Source organism: Niastella sp. sgz303648 (genome assembly GCF_059587045.1).
In genome coordinates, this window is the sequence record NZ_JCAPSW010000008.1 from 301,481 (window position 1) to 322,923 (window position 21,443).

Sequence of the window (21,443 nt, forward strand, 5' to 3'; positions counted from 1 at the left end):
TTAAAATCCTTTCTTTTCCTGTGCTTTTTGCATAGGTGTTATACCAGTTGATTGTCCGCGTGTTTGTTGTTTTGCCTTAAATGCTGCAAACTTCGAAGGAGCCGGTATAGTGCCCCAGGTATTGTTCGATTCATCAATATCGGCAGTTTCGCGCATAGGATCGAGCTTTACAGAAGCCACTTCTTTATCTTTCATAAACATTTTATTTACCTTTTGCTCATTGAGGCGCCAAACCTGCACCGGAATACGATCTGTTTCTTTGGTGCCATCTTTAAAGGTCCATTCAACAATGATGGGCATTACCAGTCCGCCCTTATTGGTGAACGTTATCTGGTAAAAATATTTATTGGCTAATTTTTGTTTGGTGGCTTCATCAACCGGTTCGGTAGTGCTGGCTACAGGCACCTGGTACGATGTTGAATCGTATGGTTCAAGCCCGCGATCATAGCGCCAGTAAAAATCATGCAGCGTGGTATCCTGATCGGTAAGGAAGGTAATGTTCTTGTCGTCGCGGTTGCGTTGTTTCGAAATATCGTCGAAAGCAGTAACCATTGGTTTATCAACCCTTTTCAATACAACGGTATCTTTTTGTGAAGGCAAAGTTGCATTTACATCGGCTTTGAAAAATTTCACAGAATCGATGGCCAAATCGCAGGGCTCTGTTCCGTAAAACCATCCTCTCCAGAACCAGTCGAGGTCTTCGCCCGAAGCATCTTCCATGGTACGGAAGAAATCGGCAGGCTCGGGATGCTTAAAGGCCCAGCGGCGTGCATATTCTTTAAATGCATAGTCGAACAGTTCACGGCCCATGATGGTTTCGCGCAGCATATTCAAACCGGTAGCGGGTTTGGTATAGGCATTGGGACCAAAGCCTATAATATTTTCAGAGTTCGACATAATTGGCTCCAGCTGATCTTTGGGCAGTTTCATATAATCAACAATGGCCCAGGCTGGTCCTTTACCACGAATTGGAAATTTATTATCGTACAGTTCTTCGGTTAAGTATTCAACAAATGAGTTCAATCCTTCATCCATCCAGCTCCACTGGCGTTCATCGCTGTTGATGATCATGGGGAAGAAGTTATGGCCTACTTCGTGAATAATTACACCCAGCATACCATATTTGGTGGCTTCGCTGTAGGTGCCGTCTTTAGCGGTGCGACCATAGTTGAAGCATATCATCGGGTATTCCATACCATTGGCGGCTTCAATACTTTGCGCAACGGGGTAGGGGTAAGGAATGGTGAATTTTGAATAGCTTTTAACCGTGTGCGCTACTGCTTTTGTCGAAAATTTACTGTAAAGGCCATAAGCTTCCTTTCCGTAAAAGCTCATACACATTACTTTCTTGCTTTCAACATATGCAGGCATGGCATCCCAAACAAATCTGCGCGAAGAGGTCCATGCAAAATCACGAACATTATCTGCTTTGAAGATCCACGTTTTCTTTGCCTTGCTTTTTTGTGTTTCGGCTTTCTTCGCTTCATCGAGCGTTACGATCTGAACAGGTTCTTTGGAAGTTTGCGCTTTAGTCCAACGGGCCATTTGTGTGGGCGATAAAACCTGTGCATAGTTCTGGCATTCGCCGGTACCGCCAACCATATGATCGGCGGGCACCGTCATTTGCACTTTAAAGTTGCCAAAGGTTAAAGCAAATTCGCCCCGGCCGGTGAACTGGTGATTTTGCCATCCCTGGAAGTCGCTGTATACACATAATCTCGGATACCATTGGGTGATGGTGAACAGGTAATTGCCATCTTCGGGAAAATATTCATAACCGCCGCGGCCACCGTATTTAAAGCGGTCGGCAATTTTATAATTCCAGTTGATGTTGAATGTAAACTTCAGACCGGGTTTCAATGCAACCGGCAATTCAACCCGCATCATGGTTTTATTAATGGTATGTTTAAGCGCAACTCCTGTTATATCTGTTATTTTAACAATGTTGCAGCCGTAGCCATTATCGGTTTTAAGTTCTTCCTGTCTGTCTAACTCGGCGGCATTTAGTTGCTGCGGTATGTTGCTACCGAACTGGTAGTTGGCATTCTTAATGCTGCTGTGCTCGTTTTCGTCGAGCTGCAGCCACAGGTATGTAAGTGTATTGGGCGAGTTATTGTAATAGGTAACAACTTCGCTGCCTGTTAATTTCAGGTTTGCTTCATCAAGCTCACATTTAATATCATAATCGCAGCGTTGCTGCCAGTATTTAGGACCAGGTGCACCGCTGGCAGTGCGATATTCGTTGGGCGTTGGCAATATGGTGCCCAACTGCTCGAATTTATTGCCGTGATTCGACCCGGGGTTGTTCTGTATATTCTGTGCCTGCGCACCATTATACAGAGCAGCTACAGCCATCACCAAAAACAAAAACCGTTTTTTCTGATTCATCATTGTAGTTTTTATTATAAGGGAATCTTTTAAGAGCCCAAAAAAGCGAAATGATCAAAATTAAGGCAGAAGCCCCCCGCAACCATAACAGTTGCGGTAATTTTATTATTTGTACAACCAAATACGACAGCAGCAAAACCACCAGTACAATTAATAACTGGGCAGCCTCAATACCCAGGTTAAAAGCAAGCAAATGCGCAATCAGTCCTTCTTTTCCTTCAAGACTCAAAAATTGCCCCGCAAAAGCCAGTCCGTGAATTAACCCAAAGAACAAAGCAAAGAAATAGATCAGGGGTAAACGGTTTTTTTGTTCGGTATTATGTTGAATAATATTGTTAATGCAGGTGGCGGCAATCGTAAGAGGAATTAAAAATTCGATCCATTTGGCATTTACGTGAATGTAATTCAGCGCACTCAGCGCCAGAGTTAACGAATGACCGATGGTAAAAGCTGTAATCAGCACCACAACTTTTTTCCAGTCTTTCCACAAATACCGAAGGCACAGAGCGGTAACAAACAGGATGTGATCAATAGCATCTGGCGTAAGAATATGTTCTGTGCCCAACTGAAAATAAAATGTAAAATCCTGCATAGTACCGGAAAAATGTTAAAATAATTAAGAGATTTGTATCCTTAAAATTTTCATGTTTAATGGTAATACTTCTGTATAAATGGTTATTGTTGTTGCCGGCTTTGTTAGGTGGCGGGCATATGAACCCTGGTTCAAACAACACAGCGGTACATCCTTTGTTTGTAAGTGTTACCGAAATCAACTACAATGCAGCCGATAAAAATTTGGAGATCAGCTGCAAGATCTTTACCGACGATTTTGAGAAAACTCTTACCAATATTTATCATACAAAGGTTGATCTGAGTACGCCTGCCAGCAAGAGCGAGGTCGACAAAATGGTGAAGGAATATATAAAAAGTCATTTGCAACTGAAGCTCGATGGCAAACCGGTTACACTTGAATATGTAGGTTTTGAAAAAGAAAATGATGCGGTATGGAGTTATTTTCAGGTTAGTAATACTGCTGTTGCGCCCAAAAAGATCGAAATAGTGAATACTATTTTATATGAGTCGTACGACAAGCAGATGAACCTGATGCACGTATCGGTTGGCGGTAATCGCAAAAGCACCAGGCTTAATAATCCTGATAAAGAAGCTGTGTTTCAGTTCTAAGTTTTAAGTAATAAGTTATAAGTACTGAGTCGTCGTTTACGGCATTATTGTATTTTACTTATAACTTAAAACTTATTACTTACTACTTTCCTTCATCTTCCTCATTCTCTTCCAGCTCATCCTTAATTTCATCCGATATCATTACCAGCACCTTGTCGATACGTTGTGCATCCATGTCGATGATCTCAAATTCAAACCCTTTCCATTCGAACGTATCGCCAATTTGTGGTATACGTTCCAACTGGTGTAAAATAAAACCGGCCAGGGTATCGAACTCCTGTTCTACCTCGGTCATCCATTCGGCCCTTTGAAAATAACTCAGGAAATTATAAAAGGGTATCTGTGCATCTACGAGGTACGATCCGTCTTTCCGTTTTACTATTTCATAATAATGGTCGTCGGGTTGCGGCATTTCGCCCACAATGGCCTGCAGAATATCGTTCAGCGTGATCATACCCTGTAAACTGCCGTATTCATCTACTATAAAGGACGAAGTAACGCGTTGTTGTTTAAAGCGCTCGAGTAACCGGTATGCAGTAATGTTTTCCGGAACAAACAGCGCCGGCTTCATGATAGATTTAAAAGCCAAATAATCATTGGTAACGTACAGGTCTTTTAATGAAACGATCCCTTTGATATTATCCAGGTCTTTGTCGCAGATGGGGTACACCGAATGCGGGTCCCTGATAATTTTATCCCGTATCAATTGTTCGGTATCGTTCAGGTCGAACCAGATCATATCGCTGCGATGGGTCATTAAAGAAGTGATATTGCGATCGCTCAGGTGAAAAACCCGTTCAATGATTTCCTGTTCAACTTCCTCAATGGCGCCCTGCTCGGTACCTTCACTGATAATGGCCTTTATTTCTTCTTCGGTAACGGCATTGTCGCCGTTTGATTTTATATTAAAAAGCTTTAAAAATAAATTGCTGGTTTTGTTCAGCAGCCATACAAATGGGTGAGTGGCTTTTGAAAAATACAGCACCGGTAGTGATACCAGCCGGGCAATTTTTTCGGCTTTTAATAAACCGACCCGTTTGGGAATTAATTCACCAAAAACAATCGATAAAAAGGTAACTATGATAACTATTATAGTGGTGGAAATAGTTTGGGCATAATGCCGAAACGCCTCTATTTTTTCAATAGAAGGTTGCAGGTATTTGCCAAAACGTTCACCGGAATACACACCGGTAAGAATAGCAATAAGCGTAATGCCTATTTGAGCGGCAGATAAAAAAACTTCAGGGTTGTTGGCTAATTCCAGTGCCCTGCGTGCCGTTTCGTCGCCTTTATTGGCCAGATTTTCTAACCTGCTTTTACGGGCCGAAACCAGGGCTATTTCAGACATAACAAATAAACCATTCAAAAAAATCAATGCCAGTAATATGAATATTTCCATCAGCCGGTTGGTTTGGTTAAACTAAGATACTGTAAGCGTGCCTATCCGTGTATGAAATAATTTGCCTATCAAAAAACCTATTCCGCACCCCAATAGCGCCCCGCAAAATACGTCAAAAGGGTAATGAACCCCTACATAAACCTGTGTATAGGCAATAATAAACGCCCAAACAAAGAAAACCGACGCCCACTTTCCCATAACAGGGCGTAATGTCATAAAAAAGAACATAGCCTGGGCAAAATGGTTGGTAGCATGTGAAGAAGTAAAACTGGAGCTGTGTGGACAATAATTGATAAAAAACCGGATCTGTTGGGATACGGTTTCATCCTGGCAGGGCCGTACCCTGATGATATTGGGTTTAATTAGCTGGCTGCTGATCAAATCACTGAGTGCCGCGCATAATACGACCCCCATTACCCACCACCAGCCCTTAAGGCCAAAATTGGTGGTTACAAACAATAGCAGAAACAGGTATAGCGGTATCCAGAACATGGTTTCACGCATAAAGGGCAATGCTGTATCTAAAAAGGCATTGCTCCAGTCCTGGTTAATATGGGTCAGTAACCAGGCATCGAACGGCTGAATATGTTGCCAAAATGTTAATAGGCAAACGGGTGGATCAACAATCATAACTGCAAAAATAAAAACTATAATTTTAGGACTTAATTGTTATTTAGCTACGTATGACTCAAATACCTAAACTGATCCGGTGGATTTTATGGACAGGTTTGACTTTTCTGGTTTTATTTACCCTGATGAGGCTGGGATTATTTTTTTTCTCCAAACAGCAAAGTTATCCCCTGAGCCACCTGGGCTATTCGTTTTTCCTTGGTTTACGATACGATTTACGAATGATTTCGATATTACTGGTGGTGATGCTCATATTGGGCAGCATACCGGTTTTGCACCCGTTTTCAGATTTGAGAGGTCGTAAATTCTGGCTGATCACACTGGGGATAGTTAGTTTTTTTGTACTTTTTTTCTTTGCTGTTGATTTTGCCCACTATGCTTACCTCGAACAGCGCCTGAATGCCAGCGTACTGAATTATTTGCAGGATGCCGGCATTTCGATGAGCATGGTATGGCAATCGTACCCCATTATCAGAATTTTACTGGGATTGCTGCTGGCAACTGCCTTACTGATCTGGATTATCAGGCGTACACACCGGCTGGTAAGTAAACAAACATATACCGGCACCCGCCGCAGCCGTATCATTTCTTTCATACTGTGTTTTGTTGTTGCCGGTTTTTTCATTTTTGGCAAATTCGGGCAGTACCCGCTCCGGTGGAGCGATGCCTTTGCCCAGGGCAGTGATTACAAAGCCTATATGGCGTTGAACCCGTTTGAGAGCTTTTTCAGCACCCTCAAATTCCGCCACAGTACCTACGATGAAAAAAAGGTAAAAGAGCTGGCGCCCGTATTAGCCAAATATTACAATTTTGGTTTACAGGAAGGCGGTAACCACCCCAATTTTATCAGAAATGTGGCTCCCCGTTCCGGCGCCATTGCCTCGCAACCCAACATAGTACTGGTAATTTGTGAATCATTCAGCGCCTATAAAAGTTCCATGTTTGGTAACCCGCTGAACACCACTCCGTTTTTTGATAGTTTATGCCATCAGGGCGTTTTCTTCGACCGGTGTTTTACACCCACTTACGGAACAGCCCGGGGCGTTTGGGCTACCATTACCGGTATACCCGATGTTGAAATGCCTAAAACCTCCAGCCGCAATCCGGCCATGGTAGATCAGCATACCATCATTAACAGTTTTAACGGCTACGAAAAATTTTATTTTCTGGGAGGCAGCACCAGCTGGGCAAATATCAGGGGCCTGCTCACCAATAATATAGAAGGATTGCATTTATACGAACAGGAAAATTATGATGCGCCGAAAATTGATGTTTGGGGCATCAGTGATAAAAATCTGTTCCTCGAAGCCAATAAAGTGCTGGCCACTCAGCAAAAACCTTTCTTTGCAGTTATTCAAACGGCTGATAATCATCGTCCTTATACCATTCCCGAAGAAGACCAGCAGGAATTTAAAAAAATACAGGTGTCTGCTGATTCTTTAAAAAAGTATGGTTTTGAGTCGAGCGATGAAATGAATGCCTTCAGGTATACCGATTTTGGATACCGGAAATTTATACAGGCAGCCCAAAAAGAAAAATATTTCAATAACACCATCTTTATTTTTATCGGCGATCATGGTATACCGGGTAATGCCGATGCATTGCTGCCGCATTCGTTTACAGCCCAGCGCCTAACCAGCATGCATGTGCCTTTGTTATTTTATGGGCCCGGGTTATTAAAACCGCAACGAGTGCATACCATCAGTTCGCAAACCGATGTATTGCCAACTGTGGCAGGGTTATGTAATATTAATTATACCAACAGCAGCTTGGGTAAAGACCTGCTCGATTCGGCTACCAACGGTTTTGCATTTGTTTTCGACCCTGATTATAATATGGCAGGTGTTGTTAAAGGTGATTATTTATACAGGAAGCAGCTGGGAAGTAAAAAAGATGAACTGGTTTCGGTTATTAATAACGACGCTGTTCCTAACGATGCAGCTCATGCGGCTATTGCCCACGATATGCAGGTGCTTACCGATGCCATATATGAAACGGCAAAGTATATGCTACTCAATAATAAAAAAAGCAATTTGAAAATTAAGTAATTTGAAAATTTGAAAATGGATTCTACATCTGTATTTTCCATTTTCAAATTTGCACATTTTCAAATTTTCAAATTAACTTGTCTTCTTCGCTATCATAACCATCCTTGGCGAAGTTTTAACATCATAGGCATTCAACGCATAATCGCCAAATACCTCCTGTAATTGCAAATGATGAAAGGCAAACATATCGTTAAAGTCGCCCAGCGAAAATTTAGCCACTTTTTCGGTAAACTCTAACGGAGCATCGAGTTGCTCATCTTCAATAATGATCTTTTTGTAAAAATGCGTTTCATCGAACCATTTGGTAAGATAGTAAGTAACGTTATCGATAACTTTTTCCTGCTTATGTACCACGTGATCTTCGGCATAATGTACATTCAGGTAATCGATAACAACTGTTCCGTGTGGTTTTAACGCATTGGCAATGGTCCTGATGGCATTATTATGTTCGCGTTCGGTTCTGAAATATCCGAAGCTGGTAAAAAAATTAAATGCATAATCGAAATAGTTAATCCAGAAGGGAAGTCGCATATCGTGCTCAAAAAAATGAAGATGCCCGTTTTCCAATTGTTTGGCAATAGCGATACTTGAAGGGGCAAGGTCGATGCCCGTTACATCAAACCCATTGGCAGCCAGTAATTTCGCATGACGGCCACGGCCACAGGCCACATCGAGCAACTTTGCATGGGCAGCAGGTTGTAATAAGTCAAGTAATTTTTTTATAAAGGCGGCGGCTTCCTTTTCATCGTGTTCGAAGTATAACTTGTGGTAGTATGGCGAATCGAACCATTCTTTAAACCAGTTGCTGCTTACCAACATCTCTTAAATGAAAATTTTAACAAAAGTAGTGCGCAAACGGTTGTTAATTTGTTACTGATTGTAAACATTTAATTCATTGTTGATTTTTAGTTGATTATTTTCCACAAGTTACCTTCATCGTCGAATGTTCTTTAATTTTCCTTTACCTTCACCTTTCTGATCCCCAATCCTGTAAAATACCCTAAAGCGGTAACCCCTGCTATCTGTCAAAATCTTATTTTTGTAAATTATAACTGTTAAACCCTGTATTGTGGCATTGATAAAAAGTATATCGGGAATTCGTGGAACGATCGGAGGTAAAACCGGAGAAAATCTCACCCCTCTTGATGTGATTAAATTTTCCGCAGCCTTTGGTAGTTGGGTGCTTGAACAAAATTCAGGCAATAAGATCGTTATAGGTCGTGATGGCCGCATCAGCGGCGCAATGGTACAACAACTGGTAGTGAGTACACTAACCGGGCTTGGTATCGATGTGGTTGATATTGGTCTTTCTACTACACCTACTGTTGAACTGGCTGTTGTATGGGAACAGGCGGCCGGTGGTATTATTATTACTGCCAGTCATAATCCCAAGGAATGGAATGCTTTAAAATTATTGAACAAACAGGGTGAATTCATCAGCGCTGCCGACGGCGCGCAGGTATTGGAAAAAGCCGGTAACGAAGATTTTTCTTTTGTTTCAGTTGATAAACTGGGATCATACACAGTTAACGATACATATATTCAAAAGCATATTGATACCATTGTAAACTATCCGCTGGTAGATGTTGAAGGCATTCGCCAGAAACAATATAAAGTGGTGGTTGATGTGGTAAACTCAACAGGTGCACTGTCTATTCCCCAATTGCTTACTGCGCTTGGCATTGAAGAGGTGATTGTGTTGAATGAAGAAATAACCGGCAAATTTGCTCATAATCCCGAACCATTACCCGAAAATTTAACCGGCTTAAGTGCAGCTGTTCGCAAGCACAAAGCCGATTTGGGTATTGCTGTTGATCCCGATGTTGATCGTCTTTGTTTTGTATGTGAAGATGGCAGCATGTTTGGTGAAGAATACACCCTGGTAGCTGTGGCCGATTATGTATTGGGTAAGAAGGTGGGTAACACGGTGAGCAATATGAGCAGCACCAAAGCGCTTAAAGAAATCACCCTGAAACATGGCGGCGAATATTATCCTTCGGCAGTAGGAGAGGTGAACGTGGTAAATAAAATGAAGGAAGTAAATGCGGTGATCGGCGGCGAAGGTAATGGCGGTATCATTGTTCCCGATTTGCATTATGGCCGCGATGCGCTCATTGGAATTGGTTTGTTCCTCAGCTCACTGGCAACTCATAAAAATGGCATTCGTTCTTTCAGGGCGCGTTATCCTGATTATTTTATCTCGAAAAATAAAATCGAACTGCAAAACGGTATCGATGTAAAAGAAATTTTTGAGAAGATAAAAACCAAATACAGGAACCAGCCGGTAAATACCGAAGATGGATTAAAAATTGAGTTCGATAGCGATTGGGTTCATTTGCGTACTTCGAATACCGAACCCATTATTCGTATTTATGCCGAAAGCAGTTTTGAAACAACTGCCAACAATATTGCGCTTCGTTTGATGCATGATATTAAGGAGTTTATGTAAAACCTGAGCGAAGGATCTTTTTTCGGAAACCCTGAGCGAAGTCGAAGGGACTTGATGCATATCCTGAGCGTAGTCGAAGGATAGAGAGGTTGTTCAATATTTTAAATTCTCTGTTGAAGATTTTATAAAAAATCAATCTAAATACTGAACATTTAGCCGTTTATCCCTGTTTTTAATTGCATTGTATGTATTTCCCTGATTAATAAAAACTTCTTTAAAATATTTTCGCAATTTTGCTCCGCTTTTAGCGGAGTTTTTTTATTTATAAATATCAGATCATGTCAAACCAGCCAGTGCGTATTTATTTAGATAATGCAGCCACCACGCCTCTCGATCCCCATGTGTTGGAAGCGATGATGCCTTTTTTAACCGATAAATTTGGCAACCCGTCATCTATTTATTCATATGGTCGCGAAAGCCGGCTGGGTATTGAAAACGCCCGTAAAACCGTTGCCAAAATTCTGAATGCCCATCCTGCAGAAATATTTTTTACTTCGGGTGGAACTGAAAGCTCCAATACAGCCATTTGTGCATCGGTAAAAGACCTGGGCTGCCGGCACATCATTACCTCGCCCATTGAACACCATGCCACCCTGCATACGGTTGAAAACCTGTACCATCATGGTGATGCGGCATTAAGTTATGTGAAGCTGCTGCCAAACGGACATATCGATATGGAAGACCTGGAACATTTACTGGCCAGCAGCCACGAAAAATGTTTGGTTACCCTTATGCACGCCAATAATGAAATCGGCAATATGCTCGATATAAATGCCGTTGGCAACCTGTGCAAAATGTATGGCGCTATTTTTCATTCCGATACCGTGCAAACTGTAGGACATTTTCCATTCGACCTGCGTAATACACCCGTGCATTTTGTAACCGGCGCCGGTCACAAGTTTCACGGACCAAAAGGGGTAGGACTGTTATATATAAATGAAAATGTAAAGATCAAACCTTATATACATGGCGGTTCGCAGGAACGCAATATGCGGGCAGGCACCGAAAACCTGTATGGTATTGTTGGTTTTGCCAAAGCGCTTGAATTAGCCACGGAAGAATACGAAACACAAAGCAGCTACATCAAAGGATTGAAAGTGCATATGATGGAGCAGATAAAAAAGAATATACGCGGCGTTTCATTCAACGGCGATCCGCTGGGAAGAAGTTTGTATACTGTGCTCAGCATTTCTTTCCCAAAAACCGAGAAGTCGGAAATGATATTGTTTAATCTTGATATGAATAACATCTGTGCCAGCGGCGGCAGTGCCTGCACCAGCGGGGCCGATCAGGGATCGCATGTTATCAGGGCTATTAATCATAATCCCAATCAGGTTACGGTTCGTTTTTCTTTCAGTAAACAAAATACCAAAGAAGAAATTGATTTTGTGGTTGAGAAGCTGAAGGAGATGATTTAAAGGCACAAGATACAAGGTACAAGGTACAAGATACAAGGCACAAGATGTAAAGTATAAATGGCTAAGGTGAGCACGTTTACAAAGCGGCTCACCTTAGCTTTTTTATTTAGTGAAAGCGAACAAAAAATCTTTTAATTTACTGTGAAAATTAAGCCAGATTAATTGTTATTACAAATAGGTCGGGTGTTTCTTAACTCCCCCTCCACCGGAGGGGGGTGGGAGGAGGCCGTCCATCAAACCATCGAATAAATGACCTTCATCATCGGCGTAGATATAGGAACATCCGGCACCAAGGCCATAGCCTTTACCAGTGAAGGCCATGTAATGGCAAATGCCTACGTATCGTACAATCCAATAACCGCCCTGGCGGGTTATCATGAGCTGCAACCAGATATTCTGTTCAATGCTGTTATTACCTGTTTACAAAACGTAATACAGCAAATAGGTTCTGTTACTGATCAATTGGCTGGCATTAGCTTCAGCGCTGCCATGCACAGCCTTATTGCGGTTGATGTAAATGGCGTACCGCTTACCAATGCCATTACTTGGGCCGATGCGCGAAGCATGGCGAATGCCGACGCTTTAAAAAATACACCGGCGGGTGCAGCTATTTACCGCTATACAGGTACTCCCGTTCATCCCATGTCGCCCCTGTGCAAGATCATGTGGATACGCGAACACCAGCCCGATGTTTTTGTTGCTGCGGCTAAATATATTTCTATTAAAGAATACATTTTTTATCGCCTGTTTGATCAATACATTATCGATCATTCCATTGCTTCCTGCACCGGCTTGTTTGATATTTATAAAAAAAACTGGTATGCACCCGCATTACAAATGGCAGGCATAACTGCCGCTCATTTATCGCAACCGGTAAGTACCACGCATATTATAAAAGGACTGAAAAAAGAATACGCCATTCAAACCGGCCTCAGCGAAAACACGCCCTTTATCATTGGCGCCAGTGATGGTTGTTTGGCCAATCTGGGTAGCAATGCCACACAACCCGGTGATATGTCGGTAACCATTGGTACCAGCGGGGCCGTACGCATGATAACAACACTTCCTGAATATGATGAAAAGGAAAGAATATTCAATTATATACTTACCGATAACTTATATGTTTCTGGTGGCGCTATCAATAACGGCGTTGTGTTGTTGAAATGGTATACCGAAAACTTTTTGCAAAGAAAGTTCACTTCTACAGGCGATATAGAATGGTTTGTTAAGCAGGCGGCGCAGGCGCCGCCGGGCGCAGATGGTTTGTTGTTTTTACCTTACATACTTGGGGAAAGAGCGCCTGTATGGGATGCCGGCGCCAAAGGTGTTTTTATAGGTGTTCATGCAGGCCATAGCCAGTTGCATTTTATGCGGGCCATTGTTGAAGGAATAAATTATGCCCTGTACCAGGTGGCACTGTCGGTTCAGGAAACAGTGGGCGCCATACAAAATATGTATGCAAGCGGAGGTTTTATAAACTCACCCCTGTGGTTGCAATGGATGACCGATTTGTTTGGAAAAGATATTGCAGTAATTAATAAAGAAGATGCTTCATCAATAGGCGCCGCCATTTTGGGTTTTCAGGCTACCGGCATTTTTAAAAAAGATGAGTTCGCTGTGTTTTCAGGTACGCATCAAATATATAAGCCCAACCAGTTATTGCACAGTTATTATCAGCAGTATTATAAAGTATATGCTTCTTTATATAATAAGCTAAAAGATGATTTTCAAACGTTGAATGATATACGGCAATCGATCCCTGAAATATGATCTTTTATTGGTGGTTCAACGCTAAACGTAGAGCGGTAATAATGAATGCAATAGACGAAAGGGTAAACTTTCTTTAACTTTTTCTTTTGTTTTATGAGCGCGCCTGGCATATTTTTTAAAGCTATATATAGTGAAAGGCCGCACAACTATGCCTTTCAACGCTGTGGTTAAGTTTGAAACTAATCCCGATTTTATCGGGATGGAACTGCCGGGTCTCTTGCCTGGCAGTTTTTTTTGGTAAGAGCCTGGAAAGTTACCGGTTACCGGTCTCCTGGTGCCTGGTAACCGGTAACTGCTTATTTCAACAACCCCTTAATCTCATTCAGCTTCAGCAACGCTTCTACCGGCGTGAGCCTATTGATATCTATTCCTTCGAGTTTTTTTCTGATATCGTCGAATACTTCGGTGTGGGCATCGAATATCGACAGCTGCATTTTTTGCGTGGTGATTTGTTTTACCTGTTCGGCCAGATTGTTTTGTGCAGGTTCGGCAGGCTGGTCTTCGTGCTTTTTTTCGAGTTGTTTTAATATTTCATTGGCGCGCTGAATCAGGGCAGGGGGCATACCGGCCATTTTGGCCACATGAATACCAAAGCTATGGGTACTGCCACCGGGCGCCAGTTTTCGCAGGAAGATAATTTTATTGCCTACCTCTTTATTGGTAACGTGATAATTCTTTATGCGCGGCAATTTATTCTCCAGTTCATTCAGTTCATGATAGTGGGTAGCGAATAATGTTTTGGGCGCAAAAGGTGATTGATGAATGTATTCTGCAATGCTCCATGCAATGGAAATACCATCGTAGGTAGATGTACCCCGACCGATTTCATCAAGCAATATCAAACTACGCGAAGTGATGTTGTTGATGATGCTGGCGGTTTCGTTCATTTCAACCATAAAGGTGCTTTCGCCGCCGCTCAGGTTGTCGGATGCACCCACCCGTGTAAAGATTTTATCTGTAAGGGGTATGCGCGCACTGTTTACCGGTACAAAGCTGCCCATATGCGCCATCAGCGTAATAAGGGCGGTTTGTCGCAATAAGGCGCTTTTACCACTCATATTGGGGCCGGTAAGAATTATTATCTGCTGTGTGGCCGGCTCCAGAAAAATGTCGTTGGCAATATAGGGTTCACCAACCGGTAAATTGCGTTCAATTACCGGATGGCGGCTTTCTTTCAGGTCAAGCACACCTTCTTCATGTAGTTCGGGCTTTTTATAATTGAAGTGAAGCGCGTTGTGCGCAAAACACAACAGGCAATCGAGTATGGCCAGCACATTACCGTTTACCTGCATGGGAGCTATATAGTCCTGCAGTTCCAGCAGCAGCTTTTCATAAATATCCAGCTCAATAGCCAGTATTTTTTCTTCGGCGCCGGTGATCTTTTCTTCGTATTCTTTTAACTCAGTTGTGATATATCTTTCTGCATTGGCCAGCGTTTGCTTACGCATCCACTGGGTAGGCACTTTGTTCTTATGCGAATTGGTTACCTCGAGGTAATAACCAAAAACATTATTAAAACCGATTTTTAAAGAAGAAATGCCGGTTGCTTCTGCCTCTTTTTGTTGCAGCTTCACCAGGTATTCCTTACCGCCTGTGGCAATATTGCGTAAATCATCTAATTCGGCATGAATGCCTTCTTTGATGGCGCCACCCTTTGATGCCATGGCAGGCGGGTTGTCGGTAATTTCTTTGGTGATCTTTTCTTCAATATACCGGCAACCATTCAGCGAATCGCCCATCCGTTTTAAATAATCGCTCCCGGTATTTGCACAAATCTGTTTTACCTCTTCAATATGCCGTAACCCGCGCGCTATTTGCAATACTTCACGCGGGTTGATTTTCTTCATTGGTATTTTGCTCACCAGCCGTTCAATATCACCGCATTGTTTTATATGATGAACCAGTTTGGTGCGCAGGTCTACATCTTTAATAAAAAATTCTACAAGGTCGAGCCGCTCGTTGATGCGGTTTATATCTTTCAGCGGCAACAATATCCAGCGTTTCAGCAAACGGGCGCCCATAGGCGAAACCGTATTATCGAGCACTTTATGCAGGTTGTTTCCTTCGCCATTCCCAATCAGTTCAAGATTGCGAATGGTAAAGCGATCCATCCACAGGTAATCGTCGCGGTCTATTCGCTGAACCGATGTAATATGTTGCAGGTTCGGATGCTCGGTATCTTTCAGGTAATGGAGTACGGCGCCGGCGGCTACAATGCCCTGGTGCAGTTCTTCTACCCCAAATCCTTTAAGGGAGTGTGTTTGAAAATGCTTCAGCAGGCTTTCGGTGGCATAGGCTTCATCGAAGATCCAGCTTTCCATGGTGTAGGTATAAAAGCGGGCCCCGAATGTTTCTTTAAAATGCTTTTGAAAACTGCGTTGAAAAATAACTTCTGCGGGTTTTAATGTTTGCAGCAGTTTATCGATGTATTCTGTATTGCCTTCGGCAACAAAAAATTCTCCTGTTGAAATATCTAAAAAAGCAATGCCTGCATTGTCCTGCGTAAAATGAATGCCTGCCAGAAAGTTATTGCTGTTGTGTTCGAGTAGTTTGTCGTTGGTGGCCACTCCCGGCGTTACCATTTCTGTAACCCCTCGCTTTACAATGCCTTTGGCCGCTTTGGGATCTTCGAGCTGATCGCATATAGCCACCCGGTATCCGGCCCGAACCAGTTTATGCAAATAGGTATCGAGCGCATGATGAGGAAAACCGGCCAGTTCGCTGGCTGAGGCCGCCCCGTTATTTCGTTTGGTAAGCGTAATACCCAGCACCTGAGATGCAATGATTGCATCTTCGCCAAAAGTTTCGTAAAAATCTCCTACTCTGAACAGCAACACGGCATCCGGGTATTTTTGCTTAATGGCCCGGTGCTGCTGCATTAAAGGGGTATCTGTAGTTGCTTTTGACATGGTGGGCAAATATAAAAGGTTTGAGAGGGGATAAAAAAAGCAGGCTTTGATATGTGGAGAAATTGGGGAAGAAATCTTTGATGGTTTGATGGTTAAATTATTTGATGGTTGGGCTGTTGCCGTTTAAACCTGTTTCTGATTATCAGAAACTCCGGATTTCGGGGCTCCCAACAATCAAACCATCAGGCCATCAAACAATTTTAAAACTATCTTTGCGCCATGCGCAAGCTAAGCATGGATGAACTGAACCGTAAGTCGGTTGATGAATTTAAGGGGTCAGAAAAAATGCCGGTAATGGTGGTGCTCGATAATATCCGCAGCATGCACAATGTGGGCAGTGTGTTCCGTACGGCCGATGCCTTTTTGTTGCGTGGCATTTACCTGTGTGGCTATACCCCTCAGCCGCCTCATCGCGACATTCATAAAACGGCATTGGGCGCCACCGAAACTGTTGAGTGGAAATATGCTGCCACAACAGTGGAAGCGGTAAAAGCGTTAAAAGAGGAGGGGTACAACATATTTGCCGTTGAACAGGTACAAAGCAGTATTCCGTTGCAACAATTCAATTTAAACCAACATGCCCCGGTAGCTGTTGTATTTGGCAATGAAGTAAGCGGGGTGCAGGATGAAGTGCTGAAATTATGCGATGGCTGCATCGAAATTCCGCAGCTGGGCATGAAGCATTCCCTCAATATTTCTGTTGCTGCCGGAATAGTTTTATGGGAACTTGTTAGAAATAAAATATCGAATAATCAATAACCAATATCGAATATCCAATAATAAATGTCGAATGTCGAAGTAAAAGAACTTCAAAATTCGTTATTCGAAATTCAATATTCAACATTAAAAAATGAGTACCGTTAAAAAATACCTGAGCCTGATAAAATTTTCGCATACCATTTTCGCCATGCCTTTTGCGATGATCGGCTTTTTTTTGGGAATTTCTTCATTTAAGCTGGAAATAGGAGCGTTGGGCGAGTTTGTAAGTTACTCAGTTAAAGTAACAGAAATTAATGGTTTAATTATATTGTTAATACAGGTCATTCTTTGCATGATCTTCGCCCGCAGCGCCGCTATGGCTTTCAACCGCTATCTCGACCGCCATTTCGATGCATTGAATCCGCGTACTGCCATTCGTGAAATTCCGGCTGGTATATTAAAAGCCGATAAAGTGTTGTTGTTTACCATTGTTTGCAGTTTGTTGTTTGTGGTTTGTTGCTGGTTTATAAACATGCTTTGTTTTTTTCTGTCGCCCATAGCCTTATTTGTTATTTTATTTTATAGCTATACAAAACGGTTTACCCCGCTGTGCCACCTGGTGCTGGGCATTGGTTTGTCGCTGGCGCCCATTGGGGCTTACCTGGCGGTAACCGGACAATTTGCTGTATTGCCCATTTTGTTTTCACTGGCCGTTATTTTTTGGGTGAGTGGATTTGATATCATTTATGCGTTGCAGGACGAAGAATTCGATAAATCGCACCGGTTGTATTCGATCCCTGCCTGGCTGGGTAAATCAAAGGGTCTGCGGGTGTCGGAATTATTGCATGTATTAAGCGCTGCCTGTGTAATTATGGCTGGTGTGTATGGGCATTTTCACTGGTTATACTGGGGTGGCGTAGCCATATTTATAAGCATGCTGCTGTATCAGCATAGTATTGTAAAACCAACCGATCTGCGCAGGGTGAACCTGGCATTCATGACGGCCAACGGCATTGCCAGCGTGGTGTTTGCCGTGTTTGTGATTGCTGATCTTTTCATAAACTAAACTTTTTGTTACCGGTTACCTGTTTCCTGTTACCGGAAACCGGGAACCGGTAACTTAGAACAGAACTCAGAACTTAAAACTTTCAATGCCCCGAATATTATCAATAGATTATGGTCTCAAACGAACCGGCCTGGCCGTTACCGATCCCTTTCAGATCATTGCAACGGGATTAACTACGGTAGAAACACCAAAGCTGATTCCTTTTTTGAAAGAATATTTTAAGAAAGAAGAAGTGGAGCTGATCATCATGGGGGAGCCCAAAAACTGGGATGAATCCGACACCCATGCAACCCCCCTGGTTAAAAAGGCCGTTGAAAAGCTGAAAAAAGAATTTCCCGCCATGCCCATTAAAATGGTCGACGAACGCTATACCTCAAAACTGGCCTCACAGGCTATGATAGAAATGGGTTTGAAGAAGAAACAACGCCAGAATAAAGCCCTGGTCGATGAAATAGCCGCCACCATTATGCTGCAGGATTATTTGCGCAGTATTAGTTGATTATCAATTGTTTTTGAGTTGCAGGTTACAGGTTTCAGGTTACAGGGGCTTTTGTTTCATCACTCCTCTGTTGGCTGTTGGCCGTATAGGCCCTTTAGTTCAAAGGCCAGCTCCTCAGATAAAGGCAGGTTAGATTTCCTTTTCACGTTTCCCGTTTGCCGTTTCCCGATTTACGGGGTAAATTTGCATCCTGAAAAAGATTTCAGGTTAAAATTAAGCAACAGACATCATGATATTACCGATCGTAGCATATGGAGCTGATATTTTGCGCAGTACGGGTAAAGTAATAACCCCCGATTACCCGGGTTTGGGAAAGTTGATCGATGATATGTGGGAAACCATGTACGCCAGCAATGGTGTTGGACTGGCTGCCCCGCAGATCAATAAAGATATTCGCCTTTTTGTAATGGATAGTGCACAGATTTTTGAAAACCAGGAAGAAGATGAAAAGGGAAAGTATCCTGATGAGCCTGGTATAAAACAGGTATTCATCAATGCAAAAATAAAATCGCTGAACGGCGAAGAATGGGCTTACAACGAGGGTTGTTTAAGCATTCCCAAAATTCGGGAAGATGTGATTCGTAATGAAACCGTAACGCTGGAGTATGACGATGAAAATTTTAAGCATCACGAAAGAACATTCAACGGTATTACGGCCCGTATTATTCTGCACGAATACGATCACATCGAAGGGAAATTGTTTATCGATTACCTGAAGCCGTTAAAGAAAAAACTGTTGAGGGGTAAACTCGACGATATCTCAAAAGGAAAAGTAAAGGCCGATTACAAAATGATATTTATTAAATAAGATGAGGCGGCAGGCTATCCGCCAAACAAAGGTGAGTCATCTGCCGGCCGGCGGGTGGTTCACCTTTGTTGTAACTATTTTTCTTCTCCTTTCTTCCTGTCTTCTGCATGCTCAGGACTCGTTGGTAAACGTTGAAAAGAAAACCATTACCCTGAAAGAAGTGGTTGTTCGCAACAACCTGAACGTGGCCGCTTTTATTGAGCGGATAAAAAACGATACTACCTTTTACAAAGCCTTTCGCAACCTGAAAGTACTTGGTTATACTTCGCTGAACGATATTCGCATACTCAACAAAAAAGGCAATGTGAGCGCCTCTTTGAACAGCAGAACCAAACAGCATGTAAACAACGGCTGCCGGTACACACAGGTGATCGAAGAAACCACTACCGGCGATATATACAACAAACATCATGCGTATAACTATTATACTGCAGGTATGTATGCCGGTTTGTTTTTTGCGCACGATACTGTTTGCGGAGAAACCAATATCGTTAAAAATGCCGCTTTCAGCACGCAGGGCAAAAGCGGGCTTGAAAAGCACAAAGAACAACTGAAGATGCTGTTCTTTAATCCGGGAAAGAAAATTCCCGGAATACCCTTCATAGGCAATAAAATTGCGTTGTTCGATGATGAAGTGGCCGCCCGTTACGATTTTAGCATCGATATGGATGCCTTCAAAGGCGAAATGTGTTATGTTTTCGCCTGCAAACCCCGCGCTGATTTAACAGACGGTGAAAAAGATCAGATTGTAGTGAACAATATGACTACCTGGTTCCGAATCGATACCTGGGAAATTGTAGCCCGTAATTACGACCTCAGCTATAATGCCGGCGTATACGATTTTAACGTACGCATGGAAGTTGAAATGACCAGATTCGGCGATTACCTGGTGCCCAAAGTATTACGCTACGATGGCAACTGGGATGTGGTATTTAAAAAACGGGAGCGAAGCATTTTCACCGCTACCTTGTTTGATTTTGAGTAAAGTTGATAAGTTAATAAGTTTACAGGTTAACAAGTTTTTTTCCCTGTAAAAGCTTAACTTTTCAACTCGTCAACATTTCAACTTGTAAACTGATCAACTAATCAACTAATTTTCTTCGTCTGTACATAGCCTCTCCACTTTTCGAACAACTGCTGCATATCGTTAGGTATTTCGCTGTTAAATACTACTTCTTTACGGCTGCGTGGGTGAATAAAGCCAAGGGTTTTGGCGTGTAAGGCATGCCGCGGGCAGATGGAAAAACAGTTATCTACAAATTGTTTGTATTTGCTGAAAACGGTTCCTTTTACAATTCTATCGCCGCCATACAGTTCGTCGTTAAATAAGGGATGGCCGATGTGTTTCATGTGTACGCGGATCTGGTGCGTACGGCCTGTTTCCAGCTCACATTGAATAATGGTAACATAACCAAGTCGCTCCAGCACTTTAAAATGGGTAACAGCATCCTTGCCATGCTCGCCGTCGGGGTAGGCGTCGAAGATTTTTCGAAAGCGCTGATGGCGGCCGATATGGGCTCTTACCGTTCCGGCGTCTTCGGCTACATCGCCCCAAACAAGGGCAATGTACTGGCGGTGGATGGTGTGGTCGAAAAACTCCTTTGCCAGGCAGGTTACCGCTTTTTCGGTTTTGGCCAGTACCATTAAACCGCTGGTATTTTTATCAATACGGTGTACCAGTCCAAAGCGGGGCAGGTTATCGGCCGAAATTTCACTGTTTTGTTGCTGTAAGTGCCACGCAACCCCGTTAATGAGGGTGCCGCGGGGGTTGCCGCTGGCAGGGTGAACTACCAATCCAACAGGTTTATTTACAATGAGTATGTCATCGTCTTCAAAAACAATATTCAGGGACATTTTTTCGGGGATGATCTCTTCACCATGCATTTCCTTATCGGAGTATACAATGATATCTTCGCCCGGTTTTATTTTATGGTTTGCCTGAACTGTTTTTCCGTTTACGGTAACCCGGCCGCTTTCGATACTTTGCTGCACCTTATTGCGGGAAGCCCCTTCAATACGGGCCACCAAAAATTTATCGAGCCGCATGGGCTCCTGGCCTTTATCTACTGTTAAGCTAAATCGCTCGTACAACTCCTCCGGGCCTTCTGCATTTTCTTCCTGGTCGTTAAAAGTGTTCACATCCTTGATGGTCATGGGGTATAGCAGTTTGGGCAAAGG

The 21,443-nt window shown here is 42.8% G+C and carries 17 protein-coding genes; 10 read left to right on the top strand and 7 right to left on the bottom strand.

Annotated features, from left to right (window positions below):
* Complete coding sequence (locus tag AC59IL_RS24035) at positions 1–2,391, bottom strand: M1 family metallopeptidase (RefSeq protein WP_496554748.1); 2,391 nt, start codon at positions 2,389–2,391, stop codon at positions 1–3.
* Positions 2,333–2,980, bottom strand: coding sequence for a HupE/UreJ family protein (locus tag AC59IL_RS24040; protein ID WP_496554749.1), 648 nt, complete (start codon positions 2,978–2,980; stop codon positions 2,333–2,335). The genes AC59IL_RS24035 and AC59IL_RS24040 overlap by 59 nt, the downstream gene beginning before the upstream one ends.
* 59 nt (positions 2,981–3,039) lie before the next feature.
* Here AC59IL_RS24040 and AC59IL_RS24045 point away from each other — a divergent pair, with 59 nt between their 5' ends.
* Entirely contained in the window at positions 3,040–3,570 is a 531-nt protein-coding gene (locus AC59IL_RS24045; protein WP_496554750.1) for a DUF6702 family protein, read from the top strand.
* 82 nt (positions 3,571–3,652) lie between these two features.
* Here AC59IL_RS24045 and AC59IL_RS24050 read toward each other — a convergent pair whose 3' ends face one another.
* A complete protein-coding gene (locus tag AC59IL_RS24050; RefSeq protein WP_496554751.1) occupies positions 3,653–4,969 on the bottom strand; it encodes a hemolysin family protein in 1,317 nt (438 codons plus the stop codon).
* Between the two features lie 21 nt (positions 4,970–4,990).
* On the bottom strand, positions 4,991–5,599 hold the full coding sequence (locus AC59IL_RS24055) for a phosphatase PAP2 family protein (protein ID WP_496554752.1): 609 nt from the start codon (positions 5,597–5,599) through the stop codon (positions 4,991–4,993).
* A gap of 53 nt (positions 5,600–5,652) precedes the next feature.
* Between AC59IL_RS24055 and AC59IL_RS24060 the strand changes: the two genes are divergently transcribed.
* Positions 5,653–7,647 (top strand): LTA synthase family protein, encoded by a 1,995-nt coding sequence (locus tag AC59IL_RS24060; protein WP_496554753.1) that lies wholly within the window; start codon positions 5,653–5,655, stop codon positions 7,645–7,647.
* A 72-nt stretch (positions 7,648–7,719) separates the two neighbouring features.
* Here the strand turns inward: AC59IL_RS24060 and AC59IL_RS24065 are convergent, their stop codons facing one another.
* Positions 7,720–8,466: a class I SAM-dependent methyltransferase gene (locus AC59IL_RS24065; protein WP_496554754.1), complete on the bottom strand. Its 747-nt coding sequence runs from the start codon at positions 8,464–8,466 to the stop codon at positions 7,720–7,722.
* Positions 8,467–8,716: 250 nt separating this feature from the next.
* On the opposite strand from AC59IL_RS24065, the gene glmM reads away from it, so the two are divergent.
* The 3 genes from glmM to AC59IL_RS24080 all read left to right on the top strand — a co-directional run bounded on the left by glmM (position 8,717) and on the right by AC59IL_RS24080 (position 13,284).
* Positions 8,717–10,096 carry a phosphoglucosamine mutase gene (gene glmM / locus AC59IL_RS24070; RefSeq protein WP_496554755.1) on the top strand — a complete coding sequence of 460 codons (1,380 nt, stop codon included), beginning with the start codon at positions 8,717–8,719 and terminating at the stop codon, positions 10,094–10,096.
* A 278-nt stretch (positions 10,097–10,374) separates the two neighbouring features.
* Positions 10,375–11,514 carry a cysteine desulfurase family protein gene (locus AC59IL_RS24075; protein WP_496554756.1) on the top strand — a complete coding sequence of 380 codons (1,140 nt, stop codon included), beginning with the start codon at positions 10,375–10,377 and terminating at the stop codon, positions 11,512–11,514.
* Positions 11,515–11,763: 249 nt separating this feature from the next.
* Positions 11,764–13,284, top strand: coding sequence for a gluconokinase (locus AC59IL_RS24080; protein ID WP_496554757.1), 1,521 nt, complete (start codon positions 11,764–11,766; stop codon positions 13,282–13,284).
* A gap of 296 nt (positions 13,285–13,580) precedes the next feature.
* Here AC59IL_RS24080 and mutS read toward each other — a convergent pair whose 3' ends face one another.
* Complete coding sequence (gene mutS, locus AC59IL_RS24085; RefSeq protein ID WP_496554758.1) at positions 13,581–16,193, bottom strand: DNA mismatch repair protein MutS; 2,613 nt, start codon at positions 16,191–16,193, stop codon at positions 13,581–13,583.
* A 219-nt stretch (positions 16,194–16,412) separates the two neighbouring features.
* Here mutS and AC59IL_RS24090 point away from each other — a divergent pair, with 219 nt between their 5' ends.
* The 5 genes from AC59IL_RS24090 (at position 16,413) to AC59IL_RS24110 (ending at position 20,250) form a co-directional block, all read left to right on the top strand.
* Positions 16,413–16,952, top strand: a complete 540-nt coding sequence (locus tag AC59IL_RS24090; RefSeq protein ID WP_496554759.1) for an RNA methyltransferase — start codon at positions 16,413–16,415, stop codon at positions 16,950–16,952.
* Between the two features lie 91 nt (positions 16,953–17,043).
* On the top strand, positions 17,044–17,958 hold the full coding sequence (locus tag AC59IL_RS24095; protein WP_496554760.1) for a UbiA-like polyprenyltransferase: 915 nt from the start codon (positions 17,044–17,046) through the stop codon (positions 17,956–17,958).
* A gap of 85 nt (positions 17,959–18,043) precedes the next feature.
* Complete coding sequence (gene ruvX / locus AC59IL_RS24100) at positions 18,044–18,457, top strand: Holliday junction resolvase RuvX (protein ID WP_496554761.1); 414 nt, start codon at positions 18,044–18,046, stop codon at positions 18,455–18,457.
* A 229-nt stretch (positions 18,458–18,686) separates the two neighbouring features.
* The gene (gene def, locus AC59IL_RS24105) at positions 18,687–19,265 is read left to right on the top strand and encodes a peptide deformylase (protein ID WP_496554762.1); all 579 of its coding nucleotides are present in this window, start codon (positions 18,687–18,689) and stop codon (positions 19,263–19,265) included.
* Between the two features lies 1 nt (position 19,266).
* The gene (locus tag AC59IL_RS24110) at positions 19,267–20,250 is read left to right on the top strand and encodes a hypothetical protein (protein WP_496554763.1); all 984 of its coding nucleotides are present in this window, start codon (positions 19,267–19,269) and stop codon (positions 20,248–20,250) included.
* Positions 20,251–20,351: 101 nt separating this feature from the next.
* On the opposite strand, the gene AC59IL_RS24115 is transcribed toward AC59IL_RS24110, so the two are convergent.
* Positions 20,352–21,419, bottom strand: a complete 1,068-nt coding sequence (locus AC59IL_RS24115) for an RluA family pseudouridine synthase (RefSeq protein WP_496554764.1) — start codon at positions 21,417–21,419, stop codon at positions 20,352–20,354.
* Positions 21,420–21,443: the final 24 nt, after the last annotated feature.

Excerpts from the sequence above, each read along its gene's own strand:
- ruvX (WP_496554761.1), top strand. The coding sequence starts at position 18,044 with ATGCCCCGAATATTATCAATAGATTATGGTCTCAAACGAACCGGCCTG.
- AC59IL_RS24035 (WP_496554748.1), bottom strand. The coding sequence starts at position 2,391 with ATGATGAATCAGAAAAAACGGTTTTTGTTTTTGGTGATGGCTGTAGCT.
- AC59IL_RS24080 (WP_496554757.1), top strand. The coding sequence starts at position 11,764 with ATGACCTTCATCATCGGCGTAGATATAGGAACATCCGGCACCAAGGCC.
- AC59IL_RS24075 (WP_496554756.1), top strand. The coding sequence starts at position 10,375 with ATGTCAAACCAGCCAGTGCGTATTTATTTAGATAATGCAGCCACCACG.
- AC59IL_RS24060 (WP_496554753.1), top strand. The coding sequence starts at position 5,653 with ATGACTCAAATACCTAAACTGATCCGGTGGATTTTATGGACAGGTTTG.
- AC59IL_RS24090 (WP_496554759.1), top strand. The coding sequence starts at position 16,413 with ATGCGCAAGCTAAGCATGGATGAACTGAACCGTAAGTCGGTTGATGAA.
- def (WP_496554762.1), top strand. The coding sequence starts at position 18,687 with ATGATATTACCGATCGTAGCATATGGAGCTGATATTTTGCGCAGTACG.
- AC59IL_RS24045 (WP_496554750.1), top strand. The coding sequence starts at position 3,040 with ATGGTAATACTTCTGTATAAATGGTTATTGTTGTTGCCGGCTTTGTTA.
- AC59IL_RS24050 (WP_496554751.1), bottom strand. The coding sequence starts at position 4,969 with ATGGAAATATTCATATTACTGGCATTGATTTTTTTGAATGGTTTATTT.
- mutS (WP_496554758.1), bottom strand. The coding sequence starts at position 16,193 with ATGTCAAAAGCAACTACAGATACCCCTTTAATGCAGCAGCACCGGGCC.
- AC59IL_RS24115 (WP_496554764.1), bottom strand. The coding sequence starts at position 21,419 with ATGACCATCAAGGATGTGAACACTTTTAACGACCAGGAAGAAAATGCA.
- AC59IL_RS24065 (WP_496554754.1), bottom strand. The coding sequence starts at position 8,466 with ATGTTGGTAAGCAGCAACTGGTTTAAAGAATGGTTCGATTCGCCATAC.
- AC59IL_RS24055 (WP_496554752.1), bottom strand. The coding sequence starts at position 5,599 with ATGATTGTTGATCCACCCGTTTGCCTATTAACATTTTGGCAACATATT.
- AC59IL_RS24110 (WP_496554763.1), top strand. The coding sequence starts at position 19,267 with ATGAGGCGGCAGGCTATCCGCCAAACAAAGGTGAGTCATCTGCCGGCC.
- AC59IL_RS24040 (WP_496554749.1), bottom strand. The coding sequence starts at position 2,980 with ATGCAGGATTTTACATTTTATTTTCAGTTGGGCACAGAACATATTCTT.
- AC59IL_RS24095 (WP_496554760.1), top strand. The coding sequence starts at position 17,044 with ATGAGTACCGTTAAAAAATACCTGAGCCTGATAAAATTTTCGCATACC.